The sequence below is a fragment of the Mycobacteriales bacterium genome (genome assembly GCA_035995165.1).
In the GTDB taxonomy this organism is placed as follows: domain Bacteria; phylum Actinomycetota; class Actinomycetes; order Mycobacteriales; family CADCTP01; genus CADCTP01.
On the sequence record DASYKU010000050.1, the window covers coordinates 1 to 16,826 of the forward strand.

The 16,826-nt window shown below is 73.9% G+C and carries 18 protein-coding genes, 3 tRNA genes and 1 pseudogene; 14 read left to right on the plus strand and 8 right to left on the minus strand.

Going from position 1 to position 16,826, the window contains the following annotated elements:
* Together VGP36_08385 and VGP36_08390 are read left to right on the plus strand one after the other, a co-directional pair.
* Nucleotides 1-504 (plus strand): S1 RNA-binding domain-containing protein (locus VGP36_08385; GenBank protein HEV7654740.1); only part of this gene is annotated, 504 nt, incomplete at its 5' end.
* A gap of 185 nt (nt 505-689) precedes the next feature.
* A complete protein-coding gene (locus VGP36_08390; protein HEV7654741.1) occupies nt 690-1,310 on the plus strand; it encodes a hypothetical protein in 621 nt (206 codons plus the stop codon).
* A 5-nt stretch (nt 1,311-1,315) separates the two neighbouring features.
* Here the strand turns inward: VGP36_08390 and VGP36_08395 are convergent, their stop codons facing one another.
* Nucleotides 1,316-1,447, minus strand: a complete 132-nt coding sequence (locus VGP36_08395; GenBank protein HEV7654742.1) for a hypothetical protein — start codon at nt 1,445-1,447, stop codon at nt 1,316-1,318.
* A gap of 224 nt (nt 1,448-1,671) precedes the next feature.
* Between VGP36_08395 and coaE the strand changes: the two genes are divergently transcribed.
* Complete coding sequence (gene coaE, locus VGP36_08400; GenBank protein ID HEV7654743.1) at nt 1,672-2,265, plus strand: dephospho-CoA kinase; 594 nt, start codon at nt 1,672-1,674, stop codon at nt 2,263-2,265.
* Between the two features lie 18 nt (nt 2,266-2,283).
* Here coaE and VGP36_08405 read toward each other — a convergent pair whose 3' ends face one another.
* The gene (locus VGP36_08405) at nt 2,284-2,598 is read right to left on the minus strand and encodes a hypothetical protein (GenBank protein HEV7654744.1); all 315 of its coding nucleotides are present in this window, start codon (nt 2,596-2,598) and stop codon (nt 2,284-2,286) included.
* A complete protein-coding gene (locus VGP36_08410) occupies nt 2,595-3,425 on the minus strand; it encodes a phosphotransferase (GenBank protein HEV7654745.1) in 831 nt (276 codons plus the stop codon). The genes VGP36_08405 and VGP36_08410 overlap by 4 nt, the downstream gene beginning before the upstream one ends.
* A gap of 37 nt (nt 3,426-3,462) precedes the next feature.
* Here VGP36_08410 and VGP36_08415 point away from each other — a divergent pair, with 37 nt between their 5' ends.
* Nucleotides 3,463-4,617 (plus strand): CapA family protein, encoded by a 1,155-nt coding sequence (locus VGP36_08415; GenBank protein HEV7654746.1) that lies wholly within the window; start codon nt 3,463-3,465, stop codon nt 4,615-4,617.
* Between the two features lie 34 nt (nt 4,618-4,651).
* Here VGP36_08415 and VGP36_08420 read toward each other — a convergent pair whose 3' ends face one another.
* A complete protein-coding gene (locus tag VGP36_08420; GenBank protein HEV7654747.1) occupies nt 4,652-5,686 on the minus strand; it encodes an alpha/beta hydrolase-fold protein in 1,035 nt (344 codons plus the stop codon).
* Between the two features lie 84 nt (nt 5,687-5,770).
* Between VGP36_08420 and VGP36_08425 the strand changes: the two genes are divergently transcribed.
* The 5 genes from VGP36_08425 to VGP36_08445 all read left to right on the plus strand — a co-directional run bounded on the left by VGP36_08425 (nt 5,771) and on the right by VGP36_08445 (nt 7,621).
* Nucleotides 5,771-5,843 (plus strand) — tRNA-Gly (locus VGP36_08425).
* Between the two features lie 49 nt (nt 5,844-5,892).
* Nucleotides 5,893-5,964 (plus strand) — tRNA-Cys (locus VGP36_08430).
* Between the two features lies 1 nt (nt 5,965).
* Nucleotides 5,966-6,037 (plus strand) — tRNA-Val (locus VGP36_08435).
* Between the two features lie 443 nt (nt 6,038-6,480).
* Nucleotides 6,481-6,981, plus strand: a complete 501-nt coding sequence (locus tag VGP36_08440; protein ID HEV7654748.1) for a dihydrofolate reductase family protein — start codon at nt 6,481-6,483, stop codon at nt 6,979-6,981.
* A gap of 31 nt (nt 6,982-7,012) precedes the next feature.
* A complete protein-coding gene (locus VGP36_08445) occupies nt 7,013-7,621 on the plus strand; it encodes a dihydrofolate reductase family protein (GenBank protein ID HEV7654749.1) in 609 nt (202 codons plus the stop codon).
* On the opposite strand, the gene VGP36_08450 is transcribed toward VGP36_08445, so the two are convergent.
* From VGP36_08450 to VGP36_08465, 4 genes are all read right to left on the minus strand, one after another.
* Nucleotides 7,614-8,213, minus strand: coding sequence for a TetR/AcrR family transcriptional regulator (locus tag VGP36_08450; protein HEV7654750.1), 600 nt, complete (start codon nt 8,211-8,213; stop codon nt 7,614-7,616). The genes VGP36_08445 and VGP36_08450 overlap by 8 nt on opposite strands.
* On the minus strand, nt 8,210-8,776 hold the full coding sequence (locus VGP36_08455) for a dihydrofolate reductase family protein (protein HEV7654751.1): 567 nt from the start codon (nt 8,774-8,776) through the stop codon (nt 8,210-8,212). The genes VGP36_08450 and VGP36_08455 overlap by 4 nt, the downstream gene beginning before the upstream one ends.
* 63 nt (nt 8,777-8,839) lie before the next feature.
* Nucleotides 8,840-9,445 carry a class I SAM-dependent methyltransferase gene (locus VGP36_08460; protein HEV7654752.1) on the minus strand — a complete coding sequence of 202 codons (606 nt, stop codon included), beginning with the start codon at nt 9,443-9,445 and terminating at the stop codon, nt 8,840-8,842.
* Complete coding sequence (locus VGP36_08465) at nt 9,442-10,239, minus strand: AAC(3) family N-acetyltransferase (GenBank protein ID HEV7654753.1); 798 nt, start codon at nt 10,237-10,239, stop codon at nt 9,442-9,444. The genes VGP36_08460 and VGP36_08465 overlap by 4 nt, the downstream gene beginning before the upstream one ends.
* A 33-nt stretch (nt 10,240-10,272) precedes the next feature.
* Between VGP36_08465 and hutH the strand changes: the two genes are divergently transcribed.
* The 5 genes and pseudogenes from hutH to VGP36_08490 all read left to right on the plus strand — a co-directional run bounded on the left by hutH (nt 10,273) and on the right by VGP36_08490 (nt 16,825).
* Entirely contained in the window at nt 10,273-11,805 is a 1,533-nt protein-coding gene (gene hutH / locus VGP36_08470; GenBank protein HEV7654754.1) for a histidine ammonia-lyase, read from the plus strand.
* Nucleotides 11,806-11,824: 19 nt separating this feature from the next.
* Nucleotides 11,825-13,480: pseudogene (gene hutU / locus VGP36_08475) on the plus strand (urocanate hydratase).
* 245 nt (nt 13,481-13,725) lie between these two features.
* Nucleotides 13,726-14,904 carry an imidazolonepropionase gene (hutI, locus tag VGP36_08480; protein HEV7654755.1) on the plus strand — a complete coding sequence of 393 codons (1,179 nt, stop codon included), beginning with the start codon at nt 13,726-13,728 and terminating at the stop codon, nt 14,902-14,904.
* Between the two features lie 59 nt (nt 14,905-14,963).
* Entirely contained in the window at nt 14,964-16,058 is a 1,095-nt protein-coding gene (locus VGP36_08485) for a radical SAM protein (GenBank protein HEV7654756.1), read from the plus strand.
* A complete protein-coding gene (locus VGP36_08490) occupies nt 16,055-16,825 on the plus strand; it encodes a class I SAM-dependent methyltransferase (protein ID HEV7654757.1) in 771 nt (256 codons plus the stop codon). Before VGP36_08485 ends, VGP36_08490 begins: the two co-directional genes overlap by 4 nt.
* Nucleotide 16,826: the final 1 nt, after the last annotated feature.

Consider the following 16,826-nt stretch of genomic DNA (forward strand, 5'->3'; position numbering starts at 1 on the left):
GGCATCGAGGGCCTGGTGCACATCTCCGAGCTGGCCGAGCGGCACGTGGAGATCCCGGAGCAGGTCGTGCAGGTCGGCCAGGAGATCCTGGTCAAGGTCATCGACATCGACCTGGACCGGCGCCGGATCAGCCTCTCGCTCAAGCAGGCCAACGAGGGTGCCGGCACCGGCGGCGAGCCCGGCGAGTTCGACCCGGCGCAGTACGGGATGGACGCGCAGTACGACACCGAGGGCAACTACATCTACCCGGAGGGCTTCGACTCGGAGTCCGGGGAGTGGCTCGAGGGGTACGAGTCGCAGCGCGAGACCTGGGAGAAGCAGTACGCGGAGGCCCAGACGCGCTACGAGGCCCACGTCAAGCAGGTCCAGCAGGCCCAGGCCGCGGAGGCCGAGGCGACCGGCGAGACCTCGTACACGTCCGACACCGTGGACTCCGGGGGCACGCTGGCCTCGGACGAGGCGCTCGCGGCGCTGCGTGAGAAGCTGGCCGGCGGTCGCGCCTAGTCAGTAGTACGTCAGAGCCCCGCCCGGTTCGCCGGGCGGGGCTCTGCTTGTCCTCGCTCCGCGAGGGCGCTGAAAGGCGGCGTCCTCCCTCCGCGCCGCGCGGCGACTTCGTCGGCGCGTCGCTGCGGTCCGGACGCCGCCGCGCCCTCCTCCGCTACGGGGGTGCAGAGCGCTAGCGTGCTCGCATGACGATGCGCTGGGTCGTCCCGCGGGTCCTGCTCGGGACGCTGGCCGGTCTGGTGGTGGCCGGCTGCACGTCCGGCGGCGACCAGCCGCAGGCCGCGGCGACCACGACCGCCGCCCCGACGTCCGCCGCCGACTCGTCCTCGGCACCGACGCCCACGCCGACCCCGGACCTGCCGATCGGCTGCGACGAGATCCTCCCGTTCACCGACCTGGACCAGGCCCTGGGCCGCCCGCTGTTCGGCGAGACCCGGTACGTGGTGGGCGTGGCCCAGCCCTCCATCGGCCGGACCGGCCGGATCACCTGCCAGTGGGGCCTGGCCAAGGGCGGCCGCGGACCCGTCCCGGTCGAGGTCGGCGCCTCCACCTACACCGACGCCAAGGCGGCCACCGACCGCGTCGCGGCGACCGTCGCCGACCTGCGGTCGGGCGCGACCTCACAGTCGGAGGCCACCGTCGCCGGCCGGGCCACCACGGTGATCGGCAATCGCACCGGCTTCACCGCGGTCGTCGCGCAGGGGAACCGTACGGTCGCGGTGACCGTGCTCCGGTCCACCCGCGGGCAGCCCGACCGCGCGGTCGTGAGCATCGCGACCAAGGTGCTGGCCAACTGGGGCCAGTGAGCCGGCTAGAGCGAGGCGATCAGCGCGAAGGCCGGACGCGGGCGGGCGCCGCTGCGGGTCAGCGCGATCTCGGTGTGACGGCCACGCCAGCGCAGCGCCGACCAGAGCGGCGGCCGGGTCTCACGGATCCGCAACATGACGGATTCGTGGCTGCGGCAGTGCAGCAGCCCGGGGGTGCCGAACCGGTGGCGTCCCACGGTAGGTGGGCGCCGGTGCTTGGCCATGATGCGACCACCTTTCGGGCTGGGGAAGCCGTCGCGGCGCGGAGCCTACGGGCTCCGCGGTGCCGATCTTGTGCGGCGCGCCGCAGCGTCATCGGCCTGTCTCGGTGGATGTCCGGCCAGGTCGTAGGGTCGGCGCCGTGCAGATCGGGTTGACCGGCGGGATCGGGTCCGGGAAGTCGTCCGCGGCGCGCCGGTTCGGCGAGCTCGGCGCGTTGGTGATCGACGCCGACCTGGTCGCCCGCGAGGTCGTCGAGCCGGGTACGGACGGGCTGCGGGCGGTCGCGGCCGAGTTCGGCGACCGGGTGCTGGACGGCGAGGGCCGGCTCGACCGGCCCGCGCTGGCCGCGGTCGTGTTCGCCGACGAGGGCGCCCGGGCGCGGCTGAACGGGGTCCTGCACCCGCGGATCCGGGCCCGGGTGGCGGAGCGGATCGCCGCCGCGCCGGCCGGCACGGTCGTCGTGCAGGACATCCCGCTGCTGACCGAGACCGGGCAGGCGGGCTCGTTCGACCTGGTCGTGGTGGTGGAGGCGCCGCCGGCGCTGCGGGTGGAGCGGTTGACCCGCGACCGCGGCATGCCGGCCGAGCAGGCCCGGGCCCGGATGGCGAGCCAGGCCACCGACGAGCAGCGCCGGGCGATCGCCGACGTGGTGCTCGTCAACGACGGCAGCGTCGAGGACCTGCGGGCCCAGGTCGACCGGGTCTGGGCCGAGCGCGTCGCATCCCAGCCCTGATCGTTCGCCGACGGCGGGTCAGCCGGTCCCGGCGTCGTCCTCGTCCGTGTCCAGCAGCCGTACGGCGAGGATGAGGTGGCCGTCGCCGAGCAGGGCGCCGACCTCGAGCTCGGGGTGCACGCGGGCCTCGGCCGCGGCCAGCGTGGCCAGCTCGGCCCGGACGGTCGGGTGGTCGGCGTAGAGGGAGTAGCTGGCGTCGTCGCCCGGGTGCACCGAGAGCAGGGCGCGCTGGTTCAGCGCGGACCACCGGGCCTCGCGCTCGGCCTCGTCCGGGTGCGGCCCGGCGTCCGGCGGCAGCGACAGCTCCGGCAGCAGGTCCTCGGCCTCGGTCACGGCCGGGATCGTAACGTCGGGCGGTGCGCCGCGAACCAGGCCCGGCGCCGCTCGATCGTCTCGCCCGCGCCCTCGTCCCACATCCGGGCCCAGCCGCCGCCGAGCGTCCGGGCGTTGTGCCGCATCGACAGCCAGCTGCGCCGCCACATCGGGTCGGCCAGCTCCAGCAGCTCCGCCCGCTCCGCCGCCGGCAGCCCGTATGCGTCGAGGAAGGCGGCCAGCCGGGCCGGGACGTCCACGTCCACCTGCGCCGGCGCGCGGTCGATCGGGTCCTGCAGCGGCACCCACCACATCGCCGTGTTGAGCACGTCGGCGACCCGCCGCGTCGGCCGGGCCAGGTCGAAGTCGACGAGCGCGACCGGCCGCCCGTTCCGGAAGACGACGTTCTGCGGGGTCACGTCGCAGTGCGCGACCAGCTCGGGCGGCCCGGGCAGCGCGGCCAGCTCCGGCGAGACGCCCGCGACCACCCGGTCCCGCCCGAACCAGCGCAGCTCCGGCGCCGGCGTCCAGCCCGCGGACGCCTCGTGCAGCTCACGCAGCAGCGTGCCGACGCCGGTGACGACCTCGTCGGTGCAGGCCCACGGCTCCGGCGGCGCGCCCGGCACGTCCCCCGGCACGAAGTCGAGCACGTCGCGGCCGCGGTGGTCGACACCGCGGAAGCGGGGTGCGCCGGCGAACCCGACCGCGGCCAGGTGGTCCAGGTAGCCGGCGACGAACGGGGACTGCTCCTGGCGCGGCCGCCGGACCGTGTCGCCGATGCGGACCACGCCCTCGGTCACGTCGCCCTTCGGCAGCGCGATCTCCGGCCCGTCCCCGAACTCGTCCATACCTGGATACCTTGCCAGGCCGGGATAGGGTCCGGCCGTGCATGTCCGGCCGGAGCCCCGGCGCGGCGGCCGCCTGCGGACGGGCCTCACCGCCGCCCTCGCGGTCGTCCTCGTCGTGACCGGGCTGGTGCTGGCCGCCCACGGGGTCCGATCGGCGGCCCGCCCGACCGCCGGACCGGCGGCCGGGCCGACTCCGGTCTCGGCCCCGGCGACCCAGCCGGCCGCGACCCTGCCGGCCGCGACCCTGCCGGCCGCGACCGAGACGCCGGCGGCCCGGATCACGCTCGCCTTCGCCGGCGACGTGCACTTCGCCGGACGGACGGCGACCCGGCTGGACGCCGATCCCGCGACCACGTTCGCCGAGGCCGCGTCGGCGTTGCGCGGCGCCGACCTGACCATGGTCAACCTGGAGACCGCGATCACGTCGCGCGGGGCGGCGGAGCCGAAGGAGTTCCACTTCCGGGCGCCGGCGACCGCGTTCACCGCGCTGCGGGCGGCCGGGGTGGACCTGGTCACGCTGGCCAACAACCACGCCGCCGACTACGGCGCGACCGGCCTGGCCGACACGCTGGCCGCGATCCGCACCTTCCCCTCGATCGGGATCGGGCCGACGGCGACCCAGGCGTACGCGCCGTACTACACCGAGATCAAGGGCCACCGGGTCGCGCTGCTCGCGGCCAGCCAGATCCGGGACCACACGCTCGCGGCCTGGTCGGCGGGGGAGAGCAGCCCCGGGATCGCCTCCGCGTACGACGACCGGCTGGTCGCGTCCGTCCGGGCGGCCCGCAGCCGGGCCGAGGTCGTGGTCGTCTACCTGCACTGGGGCGTCGAGGGGCAGGGCTGCCCGAGCGCCGACCAGCGCGCGCTGGCGGCCCGGCTCGCGGCCGCCGGTGCGGACGCGGTCGTCGGCACGCACGCGCACCAGCTGCTCGGCGCCGGCTACCTCGGGACCACGTACGTCGCGTACGGGCTGGGCAACTACCTCTGGTGGCGGGACGCCGCCTTCTCCAACGACACCGGCGTGCTCCGGCTCGCGTTCGCCGGCCGGCGGGTGGTGCGGGCCGACTTCGAGCCGGCCCGCATCGACGGGCGCGGGGTGCCGGTGCCGGCGACCGGGCAGACCGCGGCCCGGATCATGCGCAAGTGGACCGGCCTCGTCGCCTGCACCGGCCTGTCCGGCGCGCCGGGCTGAGGAGTGGTGGGCCGGGGCAGGTGGCGGGCCGGGGCTAGGTGGTGGGCCGGGCCAGGCGCTCGGAGAGGAAGCGCATCGCCAGCGGGTACCGGTACTCGATCATCGGGTGACCGGCGTCGAAGAGCTCGAAGACGTCCGGCGTCACGCCGACCTTCGCCAGCTCGTCGACGAACGCCTGCGCGCCCAGGTCGAGGAAGTACTCGTCGTGGGTGCCGGCGTCGATCCAGATCGCCCGCAGCGATCGCAGCGCCTCGGCGTACTTCGGGACCATCCGGACCGGGTCCCAGTCCAGCCAGCGCTGCCAGACCTCCGGGATCAGCCGCCCGGTCCCGACCTCGAACGGCAGCTGCACGGTCCCGTCGTCGTTCGCCGAGAACGCCGCCGCCACCCCGTACACGCTGCAGAGGTTCCCGTCGCCCGGCTTCGTCATCGGAACCCGCGAGCGGAAGTCGGCCCAGAAGTTCTCGAACGACCCGTCGTACTGGTCCCGCAGCGTCCGGGCCGCCTCGCCGAAGTCCTTGATGTAGCAGAGCTCGTAGAGGGTGTCGCCGGCGTGGCTGGCGAACGCGCCGAACAGGTCCGGCCGCAGCATCGGCGTGATCAGCGAGCCGAACCCGCCGCTGGACTTGCCGGTGATCGCCCGCGACTCCCGGTCGGCGATCGTCCGCCAGCGCCCGTCCACGAACGGCACGACCTCGTCGCAGAGGTACGTGTGGTAGTTCCCGGTGCCGGGGGAGTCGACGAACTGGCTCCCGCCGTACGCGGTCCAGGCGTCGACGCCGACCACCAGCGCCGGCGGCGTGTCCGTCCTCGCGAACACGTCGTCGATCAGCTCCAGCACCGTCGGCCGGAACGGCGACCGGTTGCCCCACATGCCGATCGTGCCGGTGTAGCCCTGGATCAGGTAGATCACCGGGAAGCGGGCGGCCGGGTCCGCGTCGTACGCCGGGGGCAGGTAGACCCAGAGCGGGCGGCGCCACTCGTCGCCCAGCGGGTTGCCCTGCAGCGCCTCGGACTCGATCGTCCCGTGCTCGTACCGGCCGACGAAGTCGGACTGCCACGGCCTCATGCCGCCATCCTGCCCTGCGGCGCGCCCCGCCGCGGTACCGGTTTGAAGCCGTGTTCCACGATCGGATACAGTCTTGTACGCGCTGCGGACGTGGCTCAGTTGGTAGAGCATCACCTTGCCAAGGTGAGGGTCGCGGGTTCGAATCCCGTCGTCCGCTCGGAGATGCCTTCGGGCGTCCTGCCGTTCCGGGGAACCTTCCCGGCTTCGGCGGAGTGGCCGAGTGGCTTAGGCAAGGGCCTGCAAAGCCCTGTACGCGGGTTCGATTCCCGCCTCCGCCTCGGGCGCTTAGCTCAGCGGGAGAGCGCTTCCCTGACACGGAAGAGGTCACAGGTTCAATCCCTGTAGCGCCCACGTCGACCCGACCCCACCTGCTTCGCGGGTGGGGTCGTCGTCATTCATCCCGGGGGGCCGGACCCCCGGACCCCCGGGGGTTGGTCGGCTTCGCCATCCCGTCCCACGCCTGGGGCTTCGCCCCTTGCCCCCACTCCTGGGGCTTCGCCTGGGGCTTCGCCCCTTGGCCCCACGCCTGGGGCTTCGCCCCTTGCCCCCATTCCTGGGGCTTCGCCCCTTGCCCCCACGGCCACTCCTGGGGCTTTGCCCCTTCCCGGCCCCGGACGGCCGGGTGCCTCGCCGACTTCCCTTGTTGGTGACTGTGCGTTTCAAGTGTGGCGCTTGGTGACAGGTGTTGGGGCATGGCCAAACTTGCTTCATCAGCGTCCATGTCGTTGGACGGGTACATCGCCAAGGACGACAACTCGATCGGACGACTGTTCGACTGGCTCCAGAACGGGGAAGTGGAGATCGACACGGCGATTCCGTCGATGAAGGTCCACCTGAGCCCGCCGAGCGCCGAGCACTGGCGGCAGTGGGCGGGCGGCCTCGGTTCGCTGATCTGTGGACGGACGCTCTTCGACGTCGCCGGCGGGTGGGGCGGGACCCACAACATGGGCGTGCCGGTCGTCGTCATGACCCACGAGGTGCCCACCGACTGGGTCGAGGAGCATCCGGATGCGCCGTTCCACTTCGTCACGGACGGGGTCGAGGCGGCCGCCGCGAAAGCTCGGGAACTCGCCGGCGATCGCGTCGTCTGCGTCAGCGCCGGCACCGTGGCCCGGCAGTGCCTGGATGCCGGCGTACTCGATGAGGTGACCGTCGACCTTGTCCCCGTCGTGATGGGGAAGGGGCGCCCGTACTTCGGGAGCCTCGGCATGGAGGACGCCCCGCTCGGTGACCCGGACTATTGCGTCCAGGGAGACCGCGTCACCCATCTCAAGTTCCCGGTGATCCGGGGGTGAGGGCGTTTCGATCGGGCGGCGTAGTGGATACATGACCGGCATGGGAAAGGTCACCGCGTCGTCGTCGATGTCACTCGACGGCTGCATCGCCAAGGACGACAACACGATCGGCCGGCTCTTCGACTGGTACTTCAACGGGACCGTCGAGATCAAGACGGCGACGGACGGACTGGTGTTTCACCTGAGCCCGCAGAGCGCCGAGTACTGGCGGGAGCTGGTCGGCAGCTTCGGTGTGCTGATCTGCGGGCGGACGCTGTTCGACACCACCGACGGATGGGGCGGCATCCACACCCTGGACGTTCCGGTCGTCGTCCTTACCCACGAGGTGCCGACCGAGTGGGTCGAGCGGTACCCGGACGCGCCGTTCCATTTCGTCACGGACGGAATTGACGCGGCCGTGGCGAAGGGTCAGGAGATCGCCGGGGACAAGGTCGTGTCGGTCGCCGCCGGCACGATCACCCGGCAGTGCCTGGAGGCCGGGTTGCTCGACGAGGTCGTGGTCGACCTGGTTCCCGTCGTGATGGGGAAAGGACGTCCGTATTTTGGCGGCATGTCCCTGACGGACGTCCCGCTCGGCGACCCGACGCTCTGCATTCAGGGCGACCGGGTGACGCACCTGAGATTTCCGGTGACTAAGTGAGTTCCGGGCGTCCGTAGGCCGCCTGGAATGTGGTGAGGGCGGTATCCACGCGAGAGCGGACCTCGGTGGGGGAGAGCGGGTCCATCGCGACGAACATCGAGCGCAGCAGCGGGTCGGCGATCAGGAGCCACATCAGCTGCGACGCCGCCTCGTGGGGGTCGGGACAGTGCAGGCCGGGGGTGGCGGCCAGGCGGTCGGCGAGTTCGTCGATGGTCTTGTCGGGGCCTTGCGCGTGCCAGGCCGCGGCCAGTTCCGGGAAGCGGCTCGCCTCGGCCGCGATCATCCGGCGCAGCCGGACCACGTCCGGGGCGAGGACCTGCGTCACCAGCGCGGTCCCGTACGCGTGGAGATCCGTTCCGGCCTCGCTCGCCGCGGACCGCAGGGCGGCGTGCATGGGCTCGCTGGTGGCTCGCATGACCCTCTCGAAGAGGGTCTTCTTGTCGGCGAAGTGCTTGTAGACGGTCTGCTTCGAGACGGCGGCGGTGCGGGCGACCTCGTCCATGCTGGTGCCCGCGTATCCGTGCTCCAGGAAGACGCGGGTCGCCGCCGCCACGATCGCGCTGTTCTTGCGGTCCGAGCGGGTCTCGGTCACGCCGGCCGGTACCGGCTGATCAGCACGCCGGTGGTCGTCGGCACGCACTCGGTCAGCCGCAGCGGACCCTCCTGACTGCTGAACAGCCGCCGGCCCCGGCCGAGCAGCACCGGCGCGACCAGCAGCAGGTACTCGTCGACCAGGCCGGCCTCGCTCAGCGAGCGGGCCAGCTCGCCGCTGCCGAGCACGGTCAGGTCCGCGTCGATCTCCGGCAGCTCCTTCACCGGATCGCGCAGCAGCACCGAGTTCTGCCAGGGGAGCGGCTCGGTCAGCGTGGTCGAGGCGACGTACTTCAGGTTCGCGTCGAGCGCGGGTGTGAACGGGTTGTCCGGCTGCTTCGGCCAGTACCCGTGGAAGTCCTCGTACGTCCGCCGCCCCAGCAGCAGCCCACCGCGGCCGGGGCCGCCCGCGAGGCTGCCGAGATAGCGCCCCAGCACCCCGTCGTTGTACGGCTGGAACCAGCCGCCCCGATCGAACCCGTCCCGGGTGTCCTCGTCGGCCCGCCCCGGGCCCTGCATCACGCCGTCCAGGCTGAGGTTCTCCATCACCACGATCCGGGCCATCGGTCTCCTCCTCCGTACGGGAACTGGACTGTCCAGTACCATACGCAAACTAGACTGGACCGTCTAGTTCTGAGGCCAGACCAGCGTGTAGCGCCAGAACAGCCGCCGCCGGATCCGCGCGCCCGGCAGCACCGCCCGCGCCGCGGCCCGGATCTCGGCCAGTGGCTCGGCCGCCGCCGCGACCGGCGCCGACATGCCGGCCGGCGCCGTGCCGGTGGACGTGAGCAGCCCGACTATCAGGTTCGCCGGGATCGCGACCAGGTCCACGGCCCGGTCGGCCCGGGTCGCCGTGCGGTAGCAGCCGACGATCACCAGCCGTCCGCCCGGCCGGACCAGCGCCTTCAGCCGTTCCAGCGCCGGGACCAACGGCAGGTGGTGCACGACCGCGACGGCGGTGACCAGGTCGTACGCGGGCTCGGGCGGGAGGTCGAGCAGGTCGAGGATCCGGGCGTCGGCCAGCGCCGCGACGCGCGGGTCGCGGTCGATGCCCTCGGCCGCCGGGACCACGCGGGCCAGCGCCCGCAGCAGCGTCCCGGTGCCGCAACCGACGTCGAGGGCGCGCCGGGCGCCGGGCGGCACCTGCCGCAGCACCCAGGGCAGGTAGTGGGCGTTGTGACTCCACGGGTGTGCCCGGTTGACCGCGTCGATCCGGCGCCGCAGGCCGTTCACGGGCGGTGGGTCCGGAACCACCCGGCGGCGAAGTCGACGAGCGGGACGACCGGCAGCAGGAGGCTGTCGGCGAGGCCGACCCGGGCCGCGGTGACGGGGCCGGGGTACGCCGCGCCGACGGCCGGGAAGTCGGAGTCGTCCCAGTCCAGCGTCGGGAATCGAACCCACCCGCGCTGTCCGTCCACGAGCACCGGCGACCCACCGAGCATCTCCCGGCCCCGCCCGGACCGGTGCTCGGCCAGGTGCAGCGTGGTGTTGTTGCCGTGGCCGACACCGAGCAGCAGCACGTGGCCGCCCGCCTCGTACAGGCGGCTGAGCGGAGAGCCCTCGCCGACCCCGTACGGCAGCGGGTGCGGGTCCAGCAGCCACTGTGCCCGCGGCCCACGGGCGGCGAACGAGTCGGTCGGGTGCGCGCTGCGCAACACCCCGGCGCAGGACCGGAAGCACTCCGGTACGGCGCCCATCCCGCGGGTCGGCGTCGCCCGCGGGTCGTACGCGGGCATCCCGGCGCGGATCTCGTCCCACCACTCCGGCGGCACCGGTGGCCGCTGCCAGGTCGCCGGGTCGGTCAGCCCACCGGACTGCGTCGGCATCATCAGTGTCCCGTCCGGGCCGAGCGCGAGGGTCAGGGCCTCGACCACGGCCTGCGCCCCGCCGACCACGAACCCCAGCCGGGACATCGCCGAGTGCACGAGCACGATCCCGCCGGCCGGCGACTCGGCCGCCCGCAGCTGCGCGGCCAGCGTCACCGCGGTCAGCGGCCGGGACGAGCGCGCGATGACCTCCGCCTCCACCGTGCTGTTCTAGCACCAACTACGGTCCTGAGGATGCGGACGATTTCCGTCAATGGCGACGGGCTCGCACTCGACGACGTGGTGGACGTGGCCCGGCGGCGGGCCCGGGCCGAGCTCGGTCCCGAGGTCGCGGCCCGGATGGCGCCGAGCCGGGCCGTGGTCGCCGACGCGGTCGAGCGGGGCGCGGTCGTGTACGGCGTGAGCACCGGCTTCGGCGCGCTGGCCGACGTCTCGGTCGCCCGCGAGGACCTGGAGACCATGCAGCTGGCGCTGGTCCGCTCGCACGCGGCCGGCACCGGCGTCCCGCTGCCGCCCGAGGCGGTCCGGGCGCTGCTCCTGCTGCGGGCCCGCACGATCGCGGCCGGCGCGTCCGGCTGCCGGCCCGAGCTGCCGGCCCGGCTGCTGGACCTGCTGGAGCTGGACCTGCTGCCGGTGGTGCCGTCCAAGGGTTCGGTCGGCGCGTCCGGCGACCTGGCCCAGCTGGCCGCGGTCGCGCTGCCACTGGTCGGCGAGGGCCGGCTCAACGGCCGTCCCGCGGCCGAGGTGCTGGCCGAGGCCGGGCTGGAGCCGCTGATCCTGGCGGCCAAGGAGGGGCTGACCCTCATCAACGGCACCGAGCCGATGCAGGCGCTGCTCGCGCTGGCCGTCGCCGACGCCGAGGGGCTGAGCAGGGCCGCCGACGTGGCCTGCGCGCTGTCGGTCGAGGCGCTGCTCGGCACGGACCGCGCGTACGACGACCGGGTGATCCGGATCCGTCCGCATGCCGGGCAGCTGGCCAGCGCGGCCAACCTGCGGCGGCTGCTGGCCGGCAGCCCGTTGCTGGCGTCGCACCGGCACTCGAACCACGCCGTACAGGACCCGTACTCGTTGCGGTGTGCGCCGCAGGTGCACGGTGCCTCCCGGGACGCCCTGGCGTACTGCCGCGGGGTGGTGGAGGTGGAGCTCTCGTCGATCGTCGACAACCCGGTCGTGGTGCCGGAGGTCGACGGCGACGGGTACGAGGTCATGTCGACCGGCAACTTCCACGGGCAGCCGCTGGCGTTCGCGGGCGACATGCTCGCGATGGCCGCGGCCGAGCTCGGGAGCATCAGCGAGCGGCGGGTCTACCGGCTGCTGGATCCGGCGACGTCGCGCGGGCTGCCGCCGTTCCTGGCCGCGAACCCGGGCACGAACTCGGGCTTCATGCTGGCCCAGTACACCGCCGCGTCGCTGGTGGCCGAGGACAAGGTGCTGGCCCACCCGGCGAGCGTGGACAGCATCCCGACCAGCGGCAACCAGGAGGACCACGTCTCGATGGGCTGGCACGCCGCCCGCAAGGCCGGCGAGGTCATCGGCAACGTGGCCACGATCCTGGCCGTCGAGCTGCTTTGCGCGGCCCAGGCGATCGACTTGCGGTCGGCGACGGCCGCTCCCGGTCCGGCCGCCGCGGCGGTGCACGCGCTGATCCGCGAGCACGTCCCGCCGATGTACGTCGACCGCGAGGTCACGCCGCAGATCGAGGCCGTCCGCGACCTGCTGCCGGCCGTGGTGGCGGCCGCCGAAGCGGTCACCGGCGAGCTCCGGTAGAAGGGATACGGTCGGATCCATGCAGGGAGCGAGAGTGGTGCGGGCCCCCCGCGGCCCGGTCCGTACGGCCCGCAGCTGGGGCGCCGAGGCGGCGCTGCGGATGCTGCAGAACAACCTCGACCCGGAGGTGGCCGAGCGCCCGGACGACCTCGTCGTCTACGGCGGTTCCGGCCGCGCCGCCCGGGACTGGCGGTCGTTCGACGCGATCGTCGAGTCGCTGCGCACGATGGCGCCGGACGACACGCTGCTGGTTCAGTCGGGCAAGCCGGTCGGCATCGTGCGTACGACCGAGCAGGCGCCGCGCGTTCTCATCGCGAACTCGCTGATCGTCCCCAAGTGGGCCACCCCCGAGCACTTCCGCGAACTCGAGGACGCCGGCCTGACCATGTACGGGCAGATGACCGCGGGCTCGTGGATCTACATCGGCACCCAGGGCATCCTGCAGGGGACGTACGCGACCTTCGCCGAGGTGGCGGACCAGCACTTCGGCGGCACCCTGGCCGGCACCGCGACGCTGACCGCCGGACTCGGCGGCATGGGCGGCGCCCAGCCGCTCGCGGTGACCGGCAACGGCGGCGCGGTGCTCTGCATCGAGGTCGACCCGTCGCGGGCGCAGCGGCGGCTGGACGGCGGCTTCCTCGACGTGATCGCGGGCTCGCTGGAGGAGGGGCTGGCGCTGGTGCTGGCCGCCAGGCAGGAGCGCCGGGCGCTGTCGGTCGGCGTGATCGCGAACGCGGCCGAGGTCTTCCCGCAGCTGCAGGCGACCTGTCCGGACATCGACATCGTCACCGACCAGACCTCCGCCCACGACGCCCTGCACGGCTACGTCCCGGCCGGGATGCCGCTGGCCGACGCGCTGGAGCTGCGCCGGACCAAGCCCGAGGAGTACGTGCGCCGGGCTCAGCAGTCGATGCTCGAGCACTGCGCCGCGATGGTCGCGTTCGCCCGCGACGGGCGGGTCGTCTTCGACTATGGCAACGGGCTGCGCGGGCAGGCCCAGGACGCCGGGCTCGCGGACGCGTTCTCCTATCCCGGCTTCGTGCTCGCGTACGTCCGGCCGCTGTTCGCCCGCGGTTCCGGGCCGTTCCGCTGGGCCTGCCTGTCCGGCGACCCGGCCGACCTGGCCGCGACCGACAAGGCCGTGCTGGACGCGTTCCCGGACGACGACGGGTTGCAGCGCTGGGTCCGCTTCGCCCAGGCCCGCGTCAAGGGGCAGGGCCTGCCGTCCCGGATCTGCTGGATCGGGTACGGCGAGCGGCACGTCGCCGGGACCGCGTTCGACGACCTGGTCGCCCGCGGGGTGATCTCGGCGCCGGTGGTGATCGGGCGCGACCACCTCGACTCGGGCTCGGTCGCCTCGCCGGAGCGGGAGACCGAGGGGATGCGCGACGGGTCGGACGCGATCGCCGACTGGCCGATCCTCAACGCGCTGGTCAACACGGCGTCCGGGGCGTCCTGGGTGTCGGTGCACCACGGCGGCGGGGTCGGCATCGGCAAGTCGATCCACGCCGGGCTCGTGGTCGTGGCGGAGGGGACGCCGGCCTCGCGGGAGCGGGTCGAGCGGGTGCTCACCAACGACCCCGGCACCGGGGTGCTCCGGCACGCCGACGCCGGCTACGAGATCGCCGAGTCCACCGCCCGCGACGTCGGCATCCGCATCCCCCTCCAGCCGGGCACCCACGCCCCTTCCTGGCAGACCCCGGATCCGGCGGCCGGCGTACCGGACGCCGCGGGCGGCTCGGGTAGCGCCAGCTCACCGTCCGGCGGATCCGGCCGGGCGGCCGGCTCGGGTGCGGCGGCCGGGACGGGTGGGGCGGCCGGGACGGGTGCGGCCGCCGGGACGGGTGCGGCGGCCGGCTCGGGGGCCGGGGGACCGGGCGGCGACCGCCCGGGGGCGGAGTAGTGCCTCCGGCGGGCGACGTGCTGATCCGGCGGGCGGGCCGGGTGGTGACCAACAACGGTGACCCGCTCGACGGCCCGGCCGCCGTCTCCGTACGCAACGGCGTCGTCGCCTGGGTCGGTCCCGACGACCGCGTCCCCTGGACGATCACCGACGCCCCCGAGCTCGACGCCGGCGGCGCCTGCGTGCTGCCCGGCTTCGTCGACCCGCACACGCACGCCCTGTGGGCCGGCTCCCGCCGGGACGAGTACGCGGCCCGTCTGGCCGGCGAGCGCTACGACGGCGGCGGCATCGCCTCGACCGTCGCCGCCACCACCGCCGCCACCGACGACGAGCTGCTGGAGCTGGCCGCGGCCCGGCTCGCCCGGATGGCCGCGAACGGCACCACCACGGTCGAGGTGAAGACCGGCTACGGCCTGGACCCCGCGGCCGAGCTGCGCCTGCTCGGCCTGGTCCGGCGGCTGGCCGAGCGCACCCCGCTGCGGGTCGAGCCGACCCTGCTCGCGCACGTGGTCCCGCCGGGGGTCGACCGGGCCGCGCACGTCGCCGCCCTCGCGGCCGCCCTGCCGGCGGCGAAGGCAGCCGGCGCCCGCTGGATCGACGTGTTCTGCGACCGCGGCGCGTTCACCGTCGAGGAGGCCCGGACCCTGCTCGCGGCCGGGACGAGCGCCGGGCTCGGCGGCCGCCTGCACGCCGAGCAGCTCACCCGCACCGGCGCCGCCGCGCTGGCCGCCGAGTGCGGCTGCGCTTCCGCCGACCACCTGGAGCACGTCGACGAACCCGGCGCCAAGGCGATGGCGGCGGCCGGCGTGACCGGCGTCCTGCTGCCGACCGCGACCCTGTCCACCGGCGGGTCCTGGGACAACGCCCGGATCCTGCGCGACGCCGGCGTCACCCTCGCCCTCGGCACCGACTGCAACCCCGGTACGTCCTGGTGCGAGTCCGTTCCGTACGCGCTGCAGCTCGCCGCTCCGCTGCTCGGCCTTTCGGTGTCCGAGGCGATCCGGGCCGCGACCGTCGGGGGAGCGGCCGCGCTGCGACGGCCCGACCTCGGAGTGCTCAAGCTCAACGCCCCCGGTGACCTGGTCGTACTGGAGGCCGAGCACGAGGCTGACCTGCTCGCGCACCTCGGCGCGCCGGCTGTCCGGACCACGATCGTGGGCGGTGTCCCGGTCTCCGGAGCCCGGACCATCCACTGACGCACCCGGGCAGGCCTACTGTGGTCGGTCGGGGTCCGGGTCGGGTGGGAGGGAACGGGATGCGAACGCTGCCCGTGACGGGTATGGGGGACAAGCTGCGGTTGGCCGGGTTCTTCGGCCGGCTCGCGGTGAAGGAGCACCTGGCGCCACGGCTGCACGTCCGGCCGCTGGTCGCCGAGCTGTTCCTCACCGACAACTGCAATCTGAAGTGTGTGAGCTGCGCCTGCTGGCGGACCGTGACGCGCTCGGAGCTGGACGGCGCCGAGTGGCGGGACGCGATCGATCAGATCGCCGGACTCGGCATCGTGAAGGCGAACTTCACCGGCGGTGAGCCGTTGCTGCGGCGCGACGCCCCGGAGCTGATGGCGTACGCGCGGGATGCGGGGATCCGTTCCCTGCACCTGAACACCAACGCGATCCTGCTCGACGACCGCCGGCTCAACGCCGTGCTGGACGCCGGGATCCGCAGCGTCAACGTCTCCGTCGACGGCCCGGACGCCGCGCAGCACGACAAGATCCGCGGCAAGGAGGGGGCGTTCGACAAGACGATCGACGCGCTGGAGCGGCTGATCGCGCACCGGGACGAGCTGAACCTCCGGGTCCGGATGAACTACACAGTGATGCGATCGACCGTCGCCGCGTTGCCGGAGATCATGCGGCTCGCGCAGCGGCTGCGAGTGCAGCTGTATCTCAACCTCGCGACCGATCACACGTTCCTGTTCCGGGACGGGCAGGTCTCGATCGAGTCCCGGGTCGACCGGCAGGCGGTCGACACCGCGCTGGCCGAGGTCGAGGGGGTGCTGCGGGCCGACCACCGGTTCGTGCCGCGCTACTCGGAGCTGTCCTACATGCGCGGGCACTTCGACGACCTGCTGCAGCGGCCGCTGCCGTGCGCGGAATCGCAGCTCAAGCTGATGGTGCACTCGACCGGGCAGGTCGGCGGCTGCTGGGGCCACGACGCGAAGGACAACGTGCGGACGACGCCGCTGGCCGAGATCGTGGCGAGCACGCAGTACAGGGACGAGCACGAGCGGTTCTTCCGCAAGGAGTGCGTCGGCTGCGGCAGCAACTACGCGCTGAACCTGGCCTGGCGTCCTCGGACGTACGCGGCCGACGTGCTGTGGCGGGCCGGCCGCCGGTCGCTGGCGGCATGAGGCCGAGCGCGCCGCTCTACGACGCGCTGGCCGCGGACTACGACGCGCACTTCGCCGTGCCGCACCGGCGGGCGTACGACGACCTGGCCTGGGAGGCGTGCGCGGCGCTGGTCCCGCGGGCGGCGACCGTGGTCGACGTCGGCTGCGGGGTCGGCCGCTGGGCCGCCCGGCTGGTCGCGGCCGGCCACCGGGTGATCGGTGTGGAACCCGCGCCGGGCATGGCGGCGCACGCCCGGGCGCGGCTGGCCGGGACGGACTTCGCCCTGCTGGAGACGGGCGTCGAGCAGGCGCAGCTGCCGGCCGGCGGCGCCGACGTGGTCCTCGCGATGGGCTCCCTGCAGTACGCCGCGGATCCGGTCGCGGCGATCGCGCGGTGCGCGGAGTGGGTCCGGCCCGGCGGCGCGGTCTGTGTGCTGGTCGACTCCCGCCAGGCGCTCGTGCTGGAACTGCTTGCCGCCGGTCGGCCGGACGAGGCCCTGCAGCGACTGCACACCAGGCGCGGCCGCTGGCAGGTCGACGGGTACGCGGCCGACATGCACCTGCTCGACGCGGCCGAACTGGCCGCAGCCGCCCACGCCGCCGGCCTGATGGTCGACCGGGTCGCCGGCCTGCTCGTCGGCGCGTCCGTGCACGGTCGCCGCGACCTGCAGACCCGCCTCCAACGCGACTACGCCGCCCAGCTCACCCACGAGCGCCGCCTCGCCGCCGAACCGTCCCTCGCCGACCTCGGCAAGCAACTCCTCCTCACTGCCCACCGCCCCACCTGAG